The organism is Nocardia sp. NPDC056100, assembly GCF_042266325.1.
In the GTDB taxonomy this organism is placed as follows: domain Bacteria; phylum Actinomycetota; class Actinomycetes; order Mycobacteriales; family Mycobacteriaceae; genus Nocardia.
The window spans coordinates 1,275,842-1,289,446 of sequence record NZ_JBHJVY010000002.1 but is presented as its reverse complement, the minus strand read 5'-3'; the positions used below and the strand labels follow the sequence as shown (position 1 = coordinate 1,289,446).

Here is a 13,605-nt window from a genome sequence, read left to right as displayed (position 1 = left end):
CTTGCTTTCCGCTACAGCGAGCGGGCGATGAGTTCTTTCATGACCTCGTTGGCGCCCGCGTAGATCCGCTGCACGCGCGCGTCGGCGTACATGCGGGCGATCGGATACTCGAGCATGTAGCCGTAGCCGCCGAACAATTGCAGGCAGCGGTCCACGACCTGGCCCTGAATATCGGTGCAGTACGCCTTGGCCATCGACGCCGTCGCACCGTCGAGCCCGCCGCGCAGGTGCTGTTCGATGCAGCTGTCCACGAACACCCGGGACACCTGGGCGAGGGTGGCGCATTCGGCGAGTTCGAAACGGGTGTTCTGCATCTCGAACAGCGGTGCGCCGAAAGCCTTGCGCTCCTTGGTGTATCGCACGGTCGCCGCGACGGCGGCCTCGGTGGCCGCGGCGGCGCAGACCGCCACGATGAGGCGTTCGTGCGCGAGCTGGGTCATGAGATAGCCGAAGCCCGCGTTCTCCGCTCCGAGGCGATGCGATACCGGAACACGCACGTCGGTGAACGAAAGCTCGGCCGTGTCCTGGCCTTTCATGCCGAGCTTGTCGAGCAGGCGACCGACCCGATACCCCTCGGCGTGCGCGGTTTCCACCACGATCAGGGAGATCCCCTTCGCCCCCGCGCTCGGATCGGTCTTGCACACCACGATCACGATGTCCGCGTGCTTGCCATTGGAGATGAAGGTCTTCGAGCCGTTGATGACATAGCTGTCACCGTCGCGAATGGCCATGGTGCGCAACGCTTTCAGATCCGACCCGGCGCCCGGTTCGGTCATGGCGATCGCACCCACGATCGCGCCGCCGGCCATACCGGGTAGCCAGCGCTGTTTCTGTTCCTCGGTGCCGTAGGCGAGCAGGTAGTGCGCGACCAGACCGCTGTGCACCATATTGCCGAACCCGGAGTCCCCGAGCCGGTATTGCGCGTCGAACACCGCGAAGTCATGGGCCACGGTGCCGCCCCCGCCGCCGTACTCCTGCGGGATCGAGGCGCACAGCAGGCCCAATTCCCCTGCCTTGTTCCAGAATTCGCGATCGACGTACTTCTGGCTCTCGAATCGCTCCTGGTGGGGAATCAGTTCGGCCTCGAAGAATTTGGTCGCCATCTCCCGGAGTGCGATGACCTCGTCGTCGATCCAGGGGGAGGTGTATCCGGTGGTGTTCGTCTGACTGCTGGACATTCACTTATCTTGCACATGCCGCGACGGCAAAGCAATAACCTGCGGCTAGTTGGCTGCAAAACGGATTGTGTCGTGGGGGTTGCCTCGCCATGGTGATCTGGAATACATTTCTCGTCGTTCACATGTTGCGCTGATGCGGCGGCGTCGAAGGTACGCGAGCCGCGAAGTTGGAGCGCTCTAACCAGTCGCCCCGGACCTGATCCGGGCCGCTGGCACATTCAGAGGATGGCAATGCTCGACCCTGAAATTTCCACCGAACCACATCGAACGGGCGAGCTCCGGCGACTGTTGATCTTCCTGCTGCCTGCGACGACCGCGATGTACGCCGCGTTCAACGGGGTGCAGCAGATCCTGGTCCCCGCGCAGGTCGAGGCCTTCGATCCCGGATCCAAGGTGGGCAATCTGGCGCTGATCACCACCGTCGGCGCACTCGCCTCGATGGTGGCGCTGCCGCTGGGCGGCGCGATCTCGGACCGGACCCGCAGCCGATTCGGTCGGCGCTCACCCTGGATCGTGGTCATGTCGATGCTGTCGGCGGTGCTGCTGCTCGGTATGGGACAGAGCACCGGCATCGCCATGCTGGCCGTGACCTGCGCCGCGGTTTGGTTCACCGCGAACTTCTATCAGGGCGCGTTCGCGGCGATCCTGCCCGACCGCGTGCCCGTCGCCCGCCGTGGCCTGGCCGCGTCGGTGATCGGGCTCGGCACACCGCTGGGCATCATGTTCGGGGTCAACCTGGCCAGTCGTGTCGGTCAGCCGTGGAGTTACGCCATCTTCGGTGCGGTGTTCGTGGTGACCAGCGTGGCGCTTGTGCTCGGCGCTCGGGAGGGTTCGTCGGCCGATATCGTTGTGCCGCAGCGGGTTCCCCGGCGCTCATCCGATGCGGTGCGGGTGTTCTTCCAGGCGTTCCGCAGTACCGATTTCGCCCTCGCGTTCGCGAGCCGGGCCAGTCTGTCGCTGGCCTACTTCACCGTCAGTGGCTATCTGTTCTATTCGATGCAGGACTACATCGGCGCGGAGCACATTCCCGGCGGCGATGTGGCCGTGGCGGTGAGCACCCTGGCCACCATCTCGGTGGTGACCTGGTCGGTCGTGGCGACTTTCACCGGATGGCTGGCCGATCGACTGGACCGGCGCAAACTATTCGTCGGCATCTCCTCGGCCGGACTGGCGCTCTCGATGCTGGTGCCAATCCTGAGCCCGACCTGGACCGGGATGATCGTGTACTCATTCCTGTCCGGGGCCTTCATCGGCACCTACTTCGCGGTCGATCTCGCCGTCATGTCACTGGTGTTGCCGGACAAGGCGAATGAGGGACGCGACTTCGGAATCCTCGCGGTCGCAACGGGCCTGCCGCAGGTGCTGTCCTCGGTGATCGCCGGTGCGCTGATCACGCTGTTCCACTCCTACATCGCCCTGTTCGCGTTCGCCGCCGTCTGCGCGTTCGCCGCCGGTTTCATCATCATGCGAATCCGCGCGATCTGCTGAGCCACTCATCGAAAGACAGTCCTATGCCCTACATCAACACCCCCGATGGGGTGCGCCTGTACTACGAGACCCTCGGCGATCCCGCAGCGCCGCCGCTGGTGCTGATCCAAGGTCTGGGTGGTCACCTGCTCGGCTGGCATCGTGAGCTCTGCGCGGGGATCGCGGCCACCGGATTCCATGTCATTCGCTTCGATAACCGTGACGTCGGGTTGTCCCAGAAGTTCCCCGCCGGTGGGTATCAGCTCGCCGATATGGCCGCGGATACCGCCGGTCTGCTCGACGCGCTGGGTATCGACTCCGCGCATATTGTCGCCCAGTAGATGGGCGGAATGATCGCGCAGGAGTTGGCGATCGGTCATCGCGGGCGCGTCCGCTCGCTGGCGCTGATCTACACCGCCCCCGGCGACGCGGCATTCTTCAAGGGGACCGATCTGGTTCACGCCCGAATGGAGTTGCCGTTGGCGCGAACTCGCGCCGAGGCCGTCGAGCTCTACCTGCGCAACGAAGCCCCGTGTTCCTCACCCGGGTATCCCACCGACCTGGATTGGCTGCGCGAGCTCGGCGGACTCATGTACGACCGAGACTATGACCCCAGCGGCACCGCTCGCCAGCTGGATGCGCTCCTGGCCTTTCCCGATCGCACCGAACAGCTTGCGCGCCTTGATGTTCCGACCACGATCCTGCACGGTGAGAGCGATCGGCTGATCGATCCGGCGGCCGCCCACGCACTGCACCGAGCCATTCCCGGCTCCACACTCACCCTCTTCGCGGGGATGGGACACGAACTGCCCCGCGCGCTCTGGCGCGACATCGTGGCCCTGATCAATGAAAACGCCTGCGGCGCATAGGCGCAGGGATATCACCACCGAATCGGAGTTCAATGATGAACCGTTCCCTCATTCGCTGCCTGCTGATCACGGCCGCGCTCGTCACACCGCTCGCACTGCCCGGCACCGCGTCCGCCGAACCCGCTGTGGCGCAACCGGTCCTGACCCCGGACAAGGATCCCTTCTATGCGCCGCCGCCCGACCTGGCGAGCTATCCCAATGGGGCGATTCTGGGATCACGCCCCTCGGCCCTGTACGGGCTGCCGCTGCCGATCAAGGTGTGGCAGGTCCAGTACAAATCGACCGATGCCGCCGAGCGGCCTACCACGGGGGTGACCACCGTGATCGTGCCGGATACACCGTGGACCGGACCCGGCACCCGGCCGGTGGTGAGTTATCAGATGGCCGAGGATGGCCTCGGCATTCAGTGCGCGTCCTCGTACGTGATGCGCGCGGGCGTGCAGGCCGGATTGCAGAACGGCCAGGACCAGGAGACTCCACTCACCTCGCTACTGCTGCAACGTAATTGGGCAGTGGTGGTCTCGGACTACGAGGGCCCGCAGGAGCGATTCTACGACCGCGACCAAGCCGCACACAGCGCACTCGACGGCATCCGCGCGGCCCTGGCATTCGGCCCGGCCGAACTCTCCCCGGCCTCGCCGGTGGCCGCGTTCGGCTACTCCGGCGGCGCGTTCGCCACCGTTGCGACCATGCAGCGTCAGCCGCGCTACGCGCCCGAACTCAATTTCACCGGCTTCGCCGCCGGTGGCATTCCGGCCGATATGCTCGCCGCGTTCGGCCTGGACAATGGCACCCCGAACAGCGGGCTGGGCGTCTTCGGTCTCGCCGCGCTCAATCGCCTGTACCCCGAAGCGGACATCCTCGGCCAACTCGATGAGCCCAGCCGAGCCGCCGTCGCCACCGCCGCAACCCAATGTGTGCAAACCGTGGTGAACGCGAACAAGGGCCGCGTGCTGCGCGACGCCTCCGGAAGTCCCGATATCGCAGGCAATCCGGTGATCGCCGCGGCCGCGAACAAACAAAAACTCGGTAGCGAGGTCCCCGGCGTCCCCATGTACGCCTGGCACAGCAGCCTCGACGACGCCCTGCCCCAACCCCCGACCGATGCCCTGGTCGATGGCTACTGCGCCGCCGGAGCGACGGTGACCTACCATCGCACAGACGTGGCCGGGCACGCACAGGCGGCAATCGCCGAACTCCCCGTCATGCTCGATTACCTGGGTGAGCGTCTGGCCGGAGCGCCGCTCCAAACCGGTTGCCGCCACCTATGATTCGCCGTCCGGTCGACGCGTGAGCATGCTGAAATCGGGTCTGCTCGGCGTTGATCACGCTCACGCGGAGGTTACGGCGAGCTGCGCCATGACCGCGGGCAGGGCGCGGCCCAGGGCGGCGCGGGTGTCGGGGTCGAGGCGTGCGAATGCGTCGGCTTCGGCCGCGGCGGTGAGTTGTTTGGCCTGTCGGAGCAGTTCGTGCCCGGCCGGGGTGAGTTCGAGCCGGGCGCGTTGGCCCTTGCCTCCGGCGACGGCGGCCACCGCCCCGAGCTCCTCGAGGTGGGCGGCGGTCGCGCGCATGCTCTGGGTGGTCACGCCCGAGCGGCGGGCCAGATCGCTGTAGGACAGGTCGCTGCGGTGGGCGAGATGGCCCAGGGCGCTGAAGTGGCGCATGGTGATTCCGATATCGGCGAGCGATTCGTCCAGGCGCTCCCGCAACCGACGGCCCACGATGACCAGCAGCAGTGCGGTGCCGCCGAGTTCGATCCCGGGGTCCGGGCGCTGGTCGGGCCGGGAGGGTAGCGACAAGATCGGTCTCCGTTCGTGGTGCTGCGCCGGCGGGGACGCATGGGTGTCGGTACACCTAGATAACCACCCGCAGCCGCTGCGCCGAGCGTCGGCCGATCGTGTTGCGCGTGTGGTCGGACCGGCGGCGGCATCGATGGAGCGCTCGGGTGAGCCGAATATCAGCTGAAGGAACGGCGGTAGCTGTTGGGGCTCACTCCGGTGGTTCGTTTGAAGCGATCGCGGAAGGCGGTCGGGGAACCGAAACCGACCTGCGCGCCGATGCGTTCGATCGAATGCTGGGTGGATTCCAGAAGATGTTGTGCGCGTTGGATTCTGGCGTGGTGCAGCCATTGCAGCGGGGTGGTGCCGGTTTGTTCGCGGAATCGGCGGATGAGGGTTCGGGTGCTCAGTCCCGCGTGGGACGCGATGTCGGCGAGGGATAGTTCGGCGTGCAGATTCTCATGTAACCAGGCCAGTATCGGTTCCAGGGCTGAACCGCTCGGTGTCGGCGCGAAGTCGTGCACGATGAATTGTGCTTGTCCGCCTTCGCGTTCGAGGGGCATCACCGACAAGCGTGCCGCGTCCGCGGCGACGGCCGAACCGTAATCGCGGCGGATCATGTGCAGGCACAGGTCCAGGCCCGCCGCGGCACCGGCGGAGGTAAGGAACTGGCCGTTGTCGACGTAGAGGACCTCGGGGTCGACCTCGACCCGCGGGTACGCCGCGGCCAATGACGCCGCCGCGACCCAATGCGTGGTGGCGCGCAGGCCATCCAGGAGTCCGGTGCTCGCCAATGCGAACGCGCCGGTGCAGATCGAGGCGATTCTGGTGCCCGCCCGGGCCGCGGCGAGCAGCGCCTCGGTGACCGGCGGTGAGAGGGCGATGGCGGGCTCGGAGGTGCCGGGGATGAAAATCGTGTCCGCGCTCGCGAGTCCGTCCAATCCCCACGGCGCATGCACGGTGAATGCGCCCGCGTCGATCTTCGCCTGCTCGGCGCAGACGCGAACTCGGTAGCCGGGGCGGCCGTCGGGCAGTCGCGTGCGGGTGAAGACCTCGATCGGCGTGGACAGATCGAAGGGGATCACGTGATCCACCGCGAGAACAGCGACGGTGTGCATGGCAGGAACGTACCCGATCGCCTCGGCTGGTCAGCGTCGATGCCATGCCGCGGATGCAAATCTATGCAGGTCAGATCCACGGGGACTTCTCTGTCACTAATCCGTTGATATGTGTCGCTATTGCCACTGGGGGCGTGGACGGCGGCGCAATAGCGTCTGGGGCGACCCGGCGCGGACCGGGGGAGTCACCTCGAGGAGAGCAACCTATGCACGTTCAGATCGTCCTGTTCGACGGCTTCGACCCGCTCGACGTCATCGCCCCGTACGAAGTGCTGTACGCGGGTGGCACCGCATCGGCGGGCACGGTGAACGTTGAACTGGTCTCGGCCGAAGGTTCGCGTGAAGTGATCAGTGGCACAGGGGGATTGGCGTTGCGTGCCACCGCGACGCTGGACCCGCACCGCGCCGGGGTGATTCTGATCCCGGGTGCGTCGGGTCGAGTCGGAGAACCGGGGGAGGTGCCCGATCAGGCTGTGGGAGAGGGTGAATGGCGGCAGGACGAGTTCATCCCGGTGCTCCTGGGCCGCACCCTGACCACCGAATTGCCCGCACTGCTGGCGGCCGCTATGGCTAACCCCGAAGTGACCGTCGCGGCGGTATGCGGTGGCTCACTGGTCCTCGCCATGGCCGGATTACTCGAAAACCGTTACGCCACAACCCACCACCTGGGTCTGGACATGCTCGACGCCACCGGTGTGCACGCCGTCGACGCGCGCGTCGTCGATGACGGCGACCTGGTGACCGGCGCGGGCGTCACCTCCGGACTCGACCTGGGTCTCTACCTGCTCGAACGCGAAGTAGGTCCGCGGATCGCGCACGCGGTCGAGAAACTGTTCGCGCACGAGCGCCGCGGCACCGTGTGGAGCCGGCGCGGCCCCGAACCCGCAAGTCTCTGAAACATCATTCATCTCAACGCTTGTGAGGAGCTCACCCATGTCCATCGAAGGAATCTGGGACCTGACCATCTCGACCCCGATCGGCAAAATCAAGGCCGAGGTCGAACTGCGCCGGGACGGCGATCTGCTGTCCGGAACCGCTCAGGGCGTGGGCGAGCAGGTTCCGCTGCGCGAACTCGCCCTCGACGGCAACGAACTCACCTGGAAGCAGGCGGTGACCAAACCCATGCGCTTGAATCTGGCCTTCGCGGTCACCATCGCGGGCGAAAGCCTCAGCGGCACAGCCAAAGCGGGTCGACTGCCCGCATCGAAGGTCATCGGTCAGCGGCGCGTCCTTCCCGCATAAGCAAAGAGCGCGGATGGTGGCTGGAGCGACTTGTGTTCAGGAGACGGCAGTTTCAGGACCGAGCCGCTTCATCATCTCGGCCGCAATCTCTTCCAGGGACGAGCGCGCCTCGCGGATGACTCCCGGCAACACCAGGTACCCGTGCGGCATATTGTCGTAGTGCCGGTGGTGGGTCGGTACTCCGGCCGCACGCAATGCCTCGGCGTAGCGAATGCTGTCGGTGCGCAACGGATCGTGCTCGCAGGAGATCACCATCGCCGGAGGCAATCCGGCCAGATCCGCCCCGAGCAGGTTGATCAGCGGGTTGTCCTTCTCGGCTCCCGCGTAGAGCCGCACCATCAATTCCCCTGCGCTGCGGTCGGTTCCGGGCATTCCGGAGGTATCCCAATCGCTGGAGGACAGTGTGGTGTCGGTGAAGGGATACACGATCGTCTGATGCAGGATGCTGTGCTTCGCACCGTCGCGATTGGCGATCACCACCGCGGCGGCCAGGTTCGCACCCGCGCTTTCTCCCGCGATCGCGAGCCGCTGCGGATCGAGCCCCTGCGGCTGTTCCTCGACCATCCACTGCAACACATCCTGGCAATCCTCGAACGCGGCCGGGAACGGATGCTCGGGGGCCAGTCGATAGGACGCGCCCACCACGACATATCCGGTGCGTGCGGCGAGCGCGCGCTGGAGATGGTCGGTGTGGTCGAGTCCGCCCTGGATGAAGCCGCCGCCGTGCAGGAAGAAGATCGCGGGCGCTCCGGGCCGCAGATCCGGGCGCGCGTAGACCCGCACGGGTATCGGACCGCCGCGACCTTTCACGGTGTCGTCCCAGGTGCGGATATCGGTGTCGACCTTGCCGATCATGAAGCCCGGGGGTTTGCCCGCGAGGCGTTCGGCCTGCGGGACCTTGACCGCGGCGGCCGGGCCGGGCATCAGACGCGTCTTGATCAGCACTCGGTAAATGCCGTAGATCGTGCGAATCGGTTGGGGGAGAGGGCGTGCCACGGGCGCTCCTTTGTCGAGTCGCTGTAGCGTGCCAGCCGAAATGAAATTAGTCAACGAGGACTAGTTTTCTGTGTCTAGTATGAGGGGATGTCGTCGAACAACTCCGTGGCCGCGGCTTCCCTGCCGGTCCAGGAGCGAGCCTGGAACACCCGCGTCCGCATCCTGGACGCCGCCCTGTCATGCCTGGTAGAGCTCGGATACGCCGCAACCACCGTTGCTCAGATCCAGGCTCGCGCGGGTGTGTCCCGGGGTAGCGTGCTGCACCAATTCCCTTCCCGGGACGCGCTGCTGGTCGCCGCCGTCCAGCACCTGGCGGCCAAGGCGACGGCCGAGATCGCCGACCAACCCGAATTCGCACCGGTTCCCGATGCGATCGATTCGGGCGTGGAGCGGCTGTGGGCCACGATGCAGGGGCCACTGTTCGCGGCCACGACCGAACTGTGGATCGCCGCGCGCACCTCGCCCGAATTGCAGGCCGTGCTGGAACCGCAAGAGCGCCAATTGGGCCGGGCTCTTCGCGAGCCCATCGCGAAGATGTTCGGACGCGAGATCAGTTCCTCGCCCCATTTCGACGAACTGCGCACCCTGCTGGTCTCGAGCATGCGCGGCATCTCGCTGACCTACGCTTTCGCCCCGCGTGACCCGAGTACGGAACCGCACCTCGATATCTGGAAGCGCTTGGCGCGCCGCTATGTACAAGCCGGAGATTGACGCTCTCGCTGAGGAGATGCCATGACCGAGATCGATCGTGAGAGTGTCCGGACTCCGGAGCGGCCCGGGATTCGGCCGCATCCGGTGGCCGGTGTGCTGTTGATCGTCGCGCCGGTGCTGTGGTTCTGCCTCGAGGCGCTCGTGGCCGCACGGTTCCGTCCGCGATATAGCTACGCGCACAACTACATCAGCGATCTCGGGGTGCCCGAGCCGGGCACCTTCGAGGGGCGCGCGATGGACTCGCCGCTGGCGGGCGTCGCGAACTTCATGTTTGTCTCGCAGGGCCTGCTGTTCCTGGTCGCGGCCATTCTCCTCACGCGAGCGATCGCCCCGAGTCCGAGCCGCCGGGCATTTCGGCTGCTGGCGATCGGCTACGCCATCGGATACGCGTTGATCGCCACCTTCCACGGCTCCGAGCAGGCGGCCGCGAATGGGACGAGCAAATTTCATGTGCTCGGTGGCGCGATCGCCGCGATCTGCGGGAACGGTGCGTTGATCGTCGCGGGGCTGCATCTTCGTAAGGCGCTCGGGCGCAACGCATTCGGTGCTTTCAGCGTAGCCGCGGGTGTCATCGGCATTCTGTCCCTGGTGCTGCTCATGATCGACCGTTCGAGCACCTCGATCAACCTGTTGCCGGACGGTACCTGGGAACGCGGCGGCTGCTATCCGATCCTGATCTGGGAGTTCGTCACCGGCGCACTGGTTCTCGTGGCGGCTCGGCAGCGAGCGCGGTGACCCTCAGCACAACTGACAGTCAGGCTGTCACTTCCCGCTATGCTTCAGTCGAACTGAAGGGTGGAAGGGAAGCGATGCAGAAAGCACTGCTGTCGATACACGTGCTGGCCGGGATTATCTTCGTCGGAGGGTCCGCCGTCGCCGCGAGCCTGTTCCCGCGCTATGCGCCACTGGCCGGCGCGGATGGATCGGAAGAGCGGAATATCAACGTGGCGAACGCGTTTCACCGCATTACCGGTCGCTACGCGGTGCTGGCGTTGATCGTTCCCGTCGTGGGCATCATCCTGGCGTTTCTACAGGGCCGATCGGGCGAAATCTGGATCGCCCTGGCGATGGCGCTCACGTTCTCCGCAGGTGTCCTGCTCGCGGCCTTCATCCATCCGATCCAGCGCGAGGCGCTGAACAAGCCCGACGACGGGCAACGTCTGCGGACGCTGGGAATGCTGGCCGGGATCTACAACCTGCTGTGGGCGGTGGTGGTCGTGCTGATGATCGTGCGGCCCGGCGCGCGGTAGCGACCGAGCAGTCGCCATCATCGGTAGAGCGTCGGCTCGATCACCAGATCGAAGTACGGGGTAGCCACCCGAACGGGCGCAAGCGCCGTCGCATCCAGCGCCGTCGCATCCAGCGCCGTCGGTTCGGCTCCCGGGCCCGCGAACACGCAGTGGCCGTTGGGGTTGATCACCAGCGACTGTCCCACGCCACCACCGGCATTGGGAATCTGGACTCGCGCGGCCCCGCGCAGCTCCACGGCCGTTCCCGCCGGAACCGGTACCACCTCGTGCACCCATGGCGCGATGAACGGATGCGCCACAACGGTGGTCGCTCCCGGCAGATTCTCCACCGCTACCTCCGGCACCTGAATCGGCGAGAACCCCGGGGTCAACAACTGACTTCGGTCGTATCCCTGCCCATTGGCCACCTGCGAGTAATCGGGTGAGAATGTCTCCGCGGCGGCATTTCCCGCACCGAGCGCCATCATCCCCACGCCGACCCCGACCGCGATCCCCGCACCGATAATTGCTCGCCTCATGACCCCGATTCTGCGGAACCGCTTGTCACCGGCACAGACTTGGACTCGAGCTGATTGATCTCCTCGAGATCCATCGATCCGGGTCAGCCGCGGTCGGCAACCTCGTCGAGTGCGGTGCGGGCCACCTCGAGGAACTTCCGCCGAAAGGCATCGAACGTCTCGCCCTCGGTGGTGACGGCTCCCGCGCGCACGGACAGGTCCGGAGCCGAGTCGGCGTGGGATTCGGCGTAATCGTGTACCCGCTGGAGCAACCGGCCCATTTGCTGAATGAGGTCGTCGGCGGCCTGCGAGACCGTGTCCGGGCCTTCGAGGCCGACACGATCACCCGCCTGCTCGGCGGCCTTGAACAGCTGTCGGATTTCGAGCAGCCGGGCATCGTCGATCGGGCGCGGTCTGCGCAGGGCCGCGATATCTCGGACGTAGTGCTGGTTGGCCTGGTTCGCGGTCGAGAGTGCGGACAGAAAGTCCAGATACGCGGTTTCGCGGCGTTCGCGTTGCCACCGGGCGTGCTCGACTCGCGGGTCGAGCGGATGAGTGTCCGTGTGCGCCAGCTCTTGTCGCAGTTGTTCGCGTTCGGTTCCCGCTTGCCACCGAGCGTCGCTCCGGGCAGTGATGATCACGCCCAATACGACCCCGAGCGCGGTCCCCGCGACCGCGACTACGGCGACAAGAACACTGACCATGGCTCCCCCCCCGGGATATTTCGCGCCCGCACCCATTCTCCGCGTACCGTCGCCCATTCCGGGCGACGGTACTTCTATGGTCTGTCAGCCCAGGCGGGTGGGCAGCGGAGCGAGGGTGTAGTTCTGCCAGATGTAGTTGTCCATCTGATGTTGATCCCCGGACAGGTTCACCACACGATCGACCTTGCCGTCGGAGTTGAAGTGCCACACCAGCGCCCAGATGGTGTCGACCCCGCCCTCGCCCGCGGTGGAGTAGCCGCGGTGGATGTCGACCACGTACTCGTCATTGGCTTCGAGGAAGAAAGTCTCGGCTTTCATTCCCGCCCTGGACAATTCATTGAAGAACGCGACGACCTCGTCGATACCGTGTTTGGTGCCGGAGAGGGCGTGATGGCCGGGAATGGTCCAGGCGATATCGTCGGTCAGCACCGCGCGCATGCCGTCCAGGTCGTATTCGGCGTAGGCGGCGAAGAAGGCGTTGATGGCGGCGATCTTCGGGTTTTGTTCGGTCACAACATATCTCGATCTGTTCAGTGCGCCATGGCGCGGAATTCGGTGTGCAGAGCGTCTTGCAGGCGCTCGAAGGTCTCATCGACCGATTCGGGGAGGCCGAAGCCTCCGGCGGATTCCAAGGTGACGATGCCGTGGCAGAGGGTGCGAACCATCCGTACGGCGTGGATGAGGTCGGTGTCGGACAGGTGGTAGCCGCGCAGCGCCGAGGTGAGGACCTGGTAAGCGCGAGTGGCGGTTTGGATGTAGGCGTTATCGTCGGTGGCGGGCGCGACAATGCCCGCGGTGTAGCGGCCCGGATGGGTGCGGGCGTATTCGCGATAGGCGGTGCAGATCGCGCGCAGCGCGTCGCGACCGGACAGCCCCGCGGTGGCATCGGCCAGCACGGTGGCCAACTCGCCGACCGACAGCACCGCCAGCTCACGGCGCACGGCCTCGAGGTTGTCGATGTGTTTGTACAGACCTGGCAGGGAAACGCCGCAGCGCTGCGCCACCGCCGCCAAGGTGAGCCGTTCCAGGCCCACCTCGTCCGCGACGAGCGCGGCTTCGGCGATGATTCGCTCGGGTGTGAGTCCAGCGCGCGGCACCGGGTTACCGGTCCTTCCGGCTCAGGGCCACACCGGTACCGGTGATGAAAACGAGCAGCAGGGGTCCGGACACGTAGGCAAGAGTAGCCAGCGACTGAATCAGGAACAGATACCCGATCCCCGAAGCCACGATCGCCACCGCCATGGCAATGGCGGTGTAGCGCAACCAACGCGGCAACAACCCGCTGAGCACCGCCGCGACCCCGAGCCCGGCCAACAGGAACATCTTCACCCCGTCGAACCGGCTCACCAGCTCGAACAGTAGATGCGCGGTGTCAGGTGATCCGGTACCCGCCAGCGCCACACCGAGCAGGAACTGCGTGAACGAAATCACCGCTGCCGCAATACCGCTCACGGCCGCGAGCCGAGCAGCCAACGGCGAGCGCGCCGAGCGCGCCAGCGCCACCGAAACAACCGCCAACCCGACCGCGGGCAGCCCTTCGGTCAACAGGAACTGTGTGGTGAAAGCGGTGCTGTGCCCGGACAATTCGCGCACGATATCGCTGCCGGAATCGGCGAAGACCGGGGCGGGCGCGCCAACCGCGAGTCCGGCTATCCAGGACGCGGAGTAGGCGATGCCGACGACGGCGGGGAGAGAGGTCAGAACGTGGTGGCGGTGAGCGACGGCGGTGGACATGAGGGCGACTCCCGGTTGGTTAATGCGACTAACCTTAAGTTAGTCGCATTAACTCCGGAAG

18 protein-coding genes are annotated in these 13,605 nt (G+C 65.9%); 9 read left to right on the top strand and 9 right to left on the bottom strand.

Features of this window, described 5'->3' with window-relative positions; genetic code table 11:
• Window positions 1-11: 11 nt before the first annotated feature.
• Window positions 12-1,178 (bottom strand): acyl-CoA dehydrogenase family protein, encoded by a 1,167-nt coding sequence (locus tag ACFC0O_RS18080; protein WP_375959133.1) that lies wholly within the window; start codon window positions 1,176-1,178, stop codon window positions 12-14.
• Window positions 1,179-1,409: 231 nt separating this feature from the next.
• On the opposite strand from ACFC0O_RS18080, the gene ACFC0O_RS18075 reads away from it, so the two are divergent.
• Genes ACFC0O_RS18075 through ACFC0O_RS18060 form a run of 4 tightly spaced genes read left to right on the top strand, consistent with a single transcriptional unit; the run spans window position 1,410 to window position 4,785 of the window.
• Entirely contained in the window at window positions 1,410-2,666 is a 1,257-nt protein-coding gene (locus ACFC0O_RS18075) for an MFS transporter (protein WP_375959131.1), read from the top strand.
• 23 nt (window positions 2,667-2,689) lie between these two features.
• Entirely contained in the window at window positions 2,690-2,986 is a 297-nt protein-coding gene (locus tag ACFC0O_RS18070) for an alpha/beta fold hydrolase (protein WP_375959129.1), read from the top strand.
• Entirely contained in the window at window positions 2,987-3,514 is a 528-nt protein-coding gene (locus ACFC0O_RS18065; protein ID WP_375959127.1) for an alpha/beta fold hydrolase, read from the top strand.
• Window positions 3,515-3,549: 35 nt separating this feature from the next.
• Window positions 3,550-4,785, top strand: coding sequence for a lipase family protein (locus ACFC0O_RS18060; protein WP_375959125.1), 1,236 nt, complete (start codon window positions 3,550-3,552; stop codon window positions 4,783-4,785).
• Between the two features lie 60 nt (window positions 4,786-4,845).
• On the opposite strand, the gene ACFC0O_RS18055 is transcribed toward ACFC0O_RS18060, so the two are convergent.
• Both ACFC0O_RS18055 and ACFC0O_RS18050 read right to left on the bottom strand, forming a co-directional pair.
• Window positions 4,846-5,313: a MarR family winged helix-turn-helix transcriptional regulator gene (locus ACFC0O_RS18055; protein WP_375959123.1), complete on the bottom strand. Its 468-nt coding sequence runs from the start codon at window positions 5,311-5,313 to the stop codon at window positions 4,846-4,848.
• A gap of 158 nt (window positions 5,314-5,471) precedes the next feature.
• A complete protein-coding gene (locus ACFC0O_RS18050; RefSeq protein WP_375959121.1) occupies window positions 5,472-6,410 on the bottom strand; it encodes a GlxA family transcriptional regulator in 939 nt (312 codons plus the stop codon).
• 206 nt (window positions 6,411-6,616) lie between these two features.
• Here ACFC0O_RS18050 and ACFC0O_RS18045 point away from each other — a divergent pair, with 206 nt between their 5' ends.
• Window positions 6,617-7,306, top strand: a complete 690-nt coding sequence (locus tag ACFC0O_RS18045; RefSeq protein WP_375959120.1) for a DJ-1/PfpI family protein — start codon at window positions 6,617-6,619, stop codon at window positions 7,304-7,306.
• 37 nt (window positions 7,307-7,343) lie between these two features.
• Entirely contained in the window at window positions 7,344-7,652 is a 309-nt protein-coding gene (locus ACFC0O_RS18040; protein WP_375959119.1) for a hypothetical protein, read from the top strand.
• A 36-nt stretch (window positions 7,653-7,688) separates the two neighbouring features.
• Here the strand turns inward: ACFC0O_RS18040 and ACFC0O_RS18035 are convergent, their stop codons facing one another.
• A complete protein-coding gene (locus tag ACFC0O_RS18035; RefSeq protein WP_375959117.1) occupies window positions 7,689-8,648 on the bottom strand; it encodes an alpha/beta hydrolase in 960 nt (319 codons plus the stop codon).
• 87 nt (window positions 8,649-8,735) lie between these two features.
• Here ACFC0O_RS18035 and ACFC0O_RS18030 point away from each other — a divergent pair, with 87 nt between their 5' ends.
• The 3 genes from ACFC0O_RS18030 (at window position 8,736) to ACFC0O_RS18020 (ending at window position 10,609) form a co-directional block, all read left to right on the top strand.
• A complete protein-coding gene (locus ACFC0O_RS18030) occupies window positions 8,736-9,359 on the top strand; it encodes a TetR/AcrR family transcriptional regulator (RefSeq protein ID WP_375959115.1) in 624 nt (207 codons plus the stop codon).
• A 21-nt stretch (window positions 9,360-9,380) separates the two neighbouring features.
• Complete coding sequence (locus ACFC0O_RS18025) at window positions 9,381-10,094, top strand: DUF998 domain-containing protein (protein ID WP_375959113.1); 714 nt, start codon at window positions 9,381-9,383, stop codon at window positions 10,092-10,094.
• A gap of 74 nt (window positions 10,095-10,168) precedes the next feature.
• Entirely contained in the window at window positions 10,169-10,609 is a 441-nt protein-coding gene (locus ACFC0O_RS18020) for a hypothetical protein (protein WP_375959111.1), read from the top strand.
• A gap of 17 nt (window positions 10,610-10,626) precedes the next feature.
• Here the strand turns inward: ACFC0O_RS18020 and ACFC0O_RS18015 are convergent, their stop codons facing one another.
• From ACFC0O_RS18015 to ACFC0O_RS17995, 5 genes are all read right to left on the bottom strand, one after another.
• Window positions 10,627-11,127 carry a hypothetical protein gene (locus tag ACFC0O_RS18015; protein ID WP_375959109.1) on the bottom strand — a complete coding sequence of 167 codons (501 nt, stop codon included), beginning with the start codon at window positions 11,125-11,127 and terminating at the stop codon, window positions 10,627-10,629.
• A gap of 83 nt (window positions 11,128-11,210) precedes the next feature.
• Complete coding sequence (locus tag ACFC0O_RS18010; RefSeq protein WP_375959107.1) at window positions 11,211-11,810, bottom strand: hypothetical protein; 600 nt, start codon at window positions 11,808-11,810, stop codon at window positions 11,211-11,213.
• A gap of 84 nt (window positions 11,811-11,894) precedes the next feature.
• Window positions 11,895-12,323 carry a nuclear transport factor 2 family protein gene (locus ACFC0O_RS18005; protein ID WP_375959105.1) on the bottom strand — a complete coding sequence of 143 codons (429 nt, stop codon included), beginning with the start codon at window positions 12,321-12,323 and terminating at the stop codon, window positions 11,895-11,897.
• A gap of 17 nt (window positions 12,324-12,340) precedes the next feature.
• Window positions 12,341-12,907, bottom strand: a complete 567-nt coding sequence (locus tag ACFC0O_RS18000) for a TetR/AcrR family transcriptional regulator (protein WP_375959103.1) — start codon at window positions 12,905-12,907, stop codon at window positions 12,341-12,343.
• A gap of 4 nt (window positions 12,908-12,911) precedes the next feature.
• Complete coding sequence (locus ACFC0O_RS17995) at window positions 12,912-13,544, bottom strand: hypothetical protein (RefSeq protein ID WP_375959102.1); 633 nt, start codon at window positions 13,542-13,544, stop codon at window positions 12,912-12,914.
• Window positions 13,545-13,605: the final 61 nt, after the last annotated feature.

What these genes read in the sequence shown, in the direction of transcription:
- ACFC0O_RS18075 (WP_375959131.1), top strand. Translation starts at nt 1,410, where the DNA reads ATGCTCGACCCTGAAATTTCCACCGAACCACATCGAACGGGCGAGCTC.
- ACFC0O_RS18050 (WP_375959121.1), bottom strand. Translation starts at nt 6,410, where the DNA reads ATGCACACCGTCGCTGTTCTCGCGGTGGATCACGTGATCCCCTTCGAT.
- ACFC0O_RS18080 (WP_375959133.1), bottom strand. Translation starts at nt 1,178, where the DNA reads ATGTCCAGCAGTCAGACGAACACCACCGGATACACCTCCCCCTGGATC.
- ACFC0O_RS18045 (WP_375959120.1), top strand. Translation starts at nt 6,617, where the DNA reads ATGCACGTTCAGATCGTCCTGTTCGACGGCTTCGACCCGCTCGACGTC.
- ACFC0O_RS17995 (WP_375959102.1), bottom strand. Translation starts at nt 13,544, where the DNA reads ATGTCCACCGCCGTCGCTCACCGCCACCACGTTCTGACCTCTCTCCCC.
- ACFC0O_RS18030 (WP_375959115.1), top strand. Translation starts at nt 8,736, where the DNA reads ATGTCGTCGAACAACTCCGTGGCCGCGGCTTCCCTGCCGGTCCAGGAG.
- ACFC0O_RS18065 (WP_375959127.1), top strand. Translation starts at nt 2,987, where the DNA reads ATGGGCGGAATGATCGCGCAGGAGTTGGCGATCGGTCATCGCGGGCGC.
- ACFC0O_RS18070 (WP_375959129.1), top strand. Translation starts at nt 2,690, where the DNA reads ATGCCCTACATCAACACCCCCGATGGGGTGCGCCTGTACTACGAGACC.
- ACFC0O_RS18020 (WP_375959111.1), top strand. Translation starts at nt 10,169, where the DNA reads ATGCAGAAAGCACTGCTGTCGATACACGTGCTGGCCGGGATTATCTTC.
- ACFC0O_RS18025 (WP_375959113.1), top strand. Translation starts at nt 9,381, where the DNA reads ATGACCGAGATCGATCGTGAGAGTGTCCGGACTCCGGAGCGGCCCGGG.
- ACFC0O_RS18060 (WP_375959125.1), top strand. Translation starts at nt 3,550, where the DNA reads ATGAACCGTTCCCTCATTCGCTGCCTGCTGATCACGGCCGCGCTCGTC.
- ACFC0O_RS18015 (WP_375959109.1), bottom strand. Translation starts at nt 11,127, where the DNA reads ATGAGGCGAGCAATTATCGGTGCGGGGATCGCGGTCGGGGTCGGCGTG.
- ACFC0O_RS18010 (WP_375959107.1), bottom strand. Translation starts at nt 11,810, where the DNA reads ATGGTCAGTGTTCTTGTCGCCGTAGTCGCGGTCGCGGGGACCGCGCTC.
- ACFC0O_RS18040 (WP_375959119.1), top strand. Translation starts at nt 7,344, where the DNA reads ATGTCCATCGAAGGAATCTGGGACCTGACCATCTCGACCCCGATCGGC.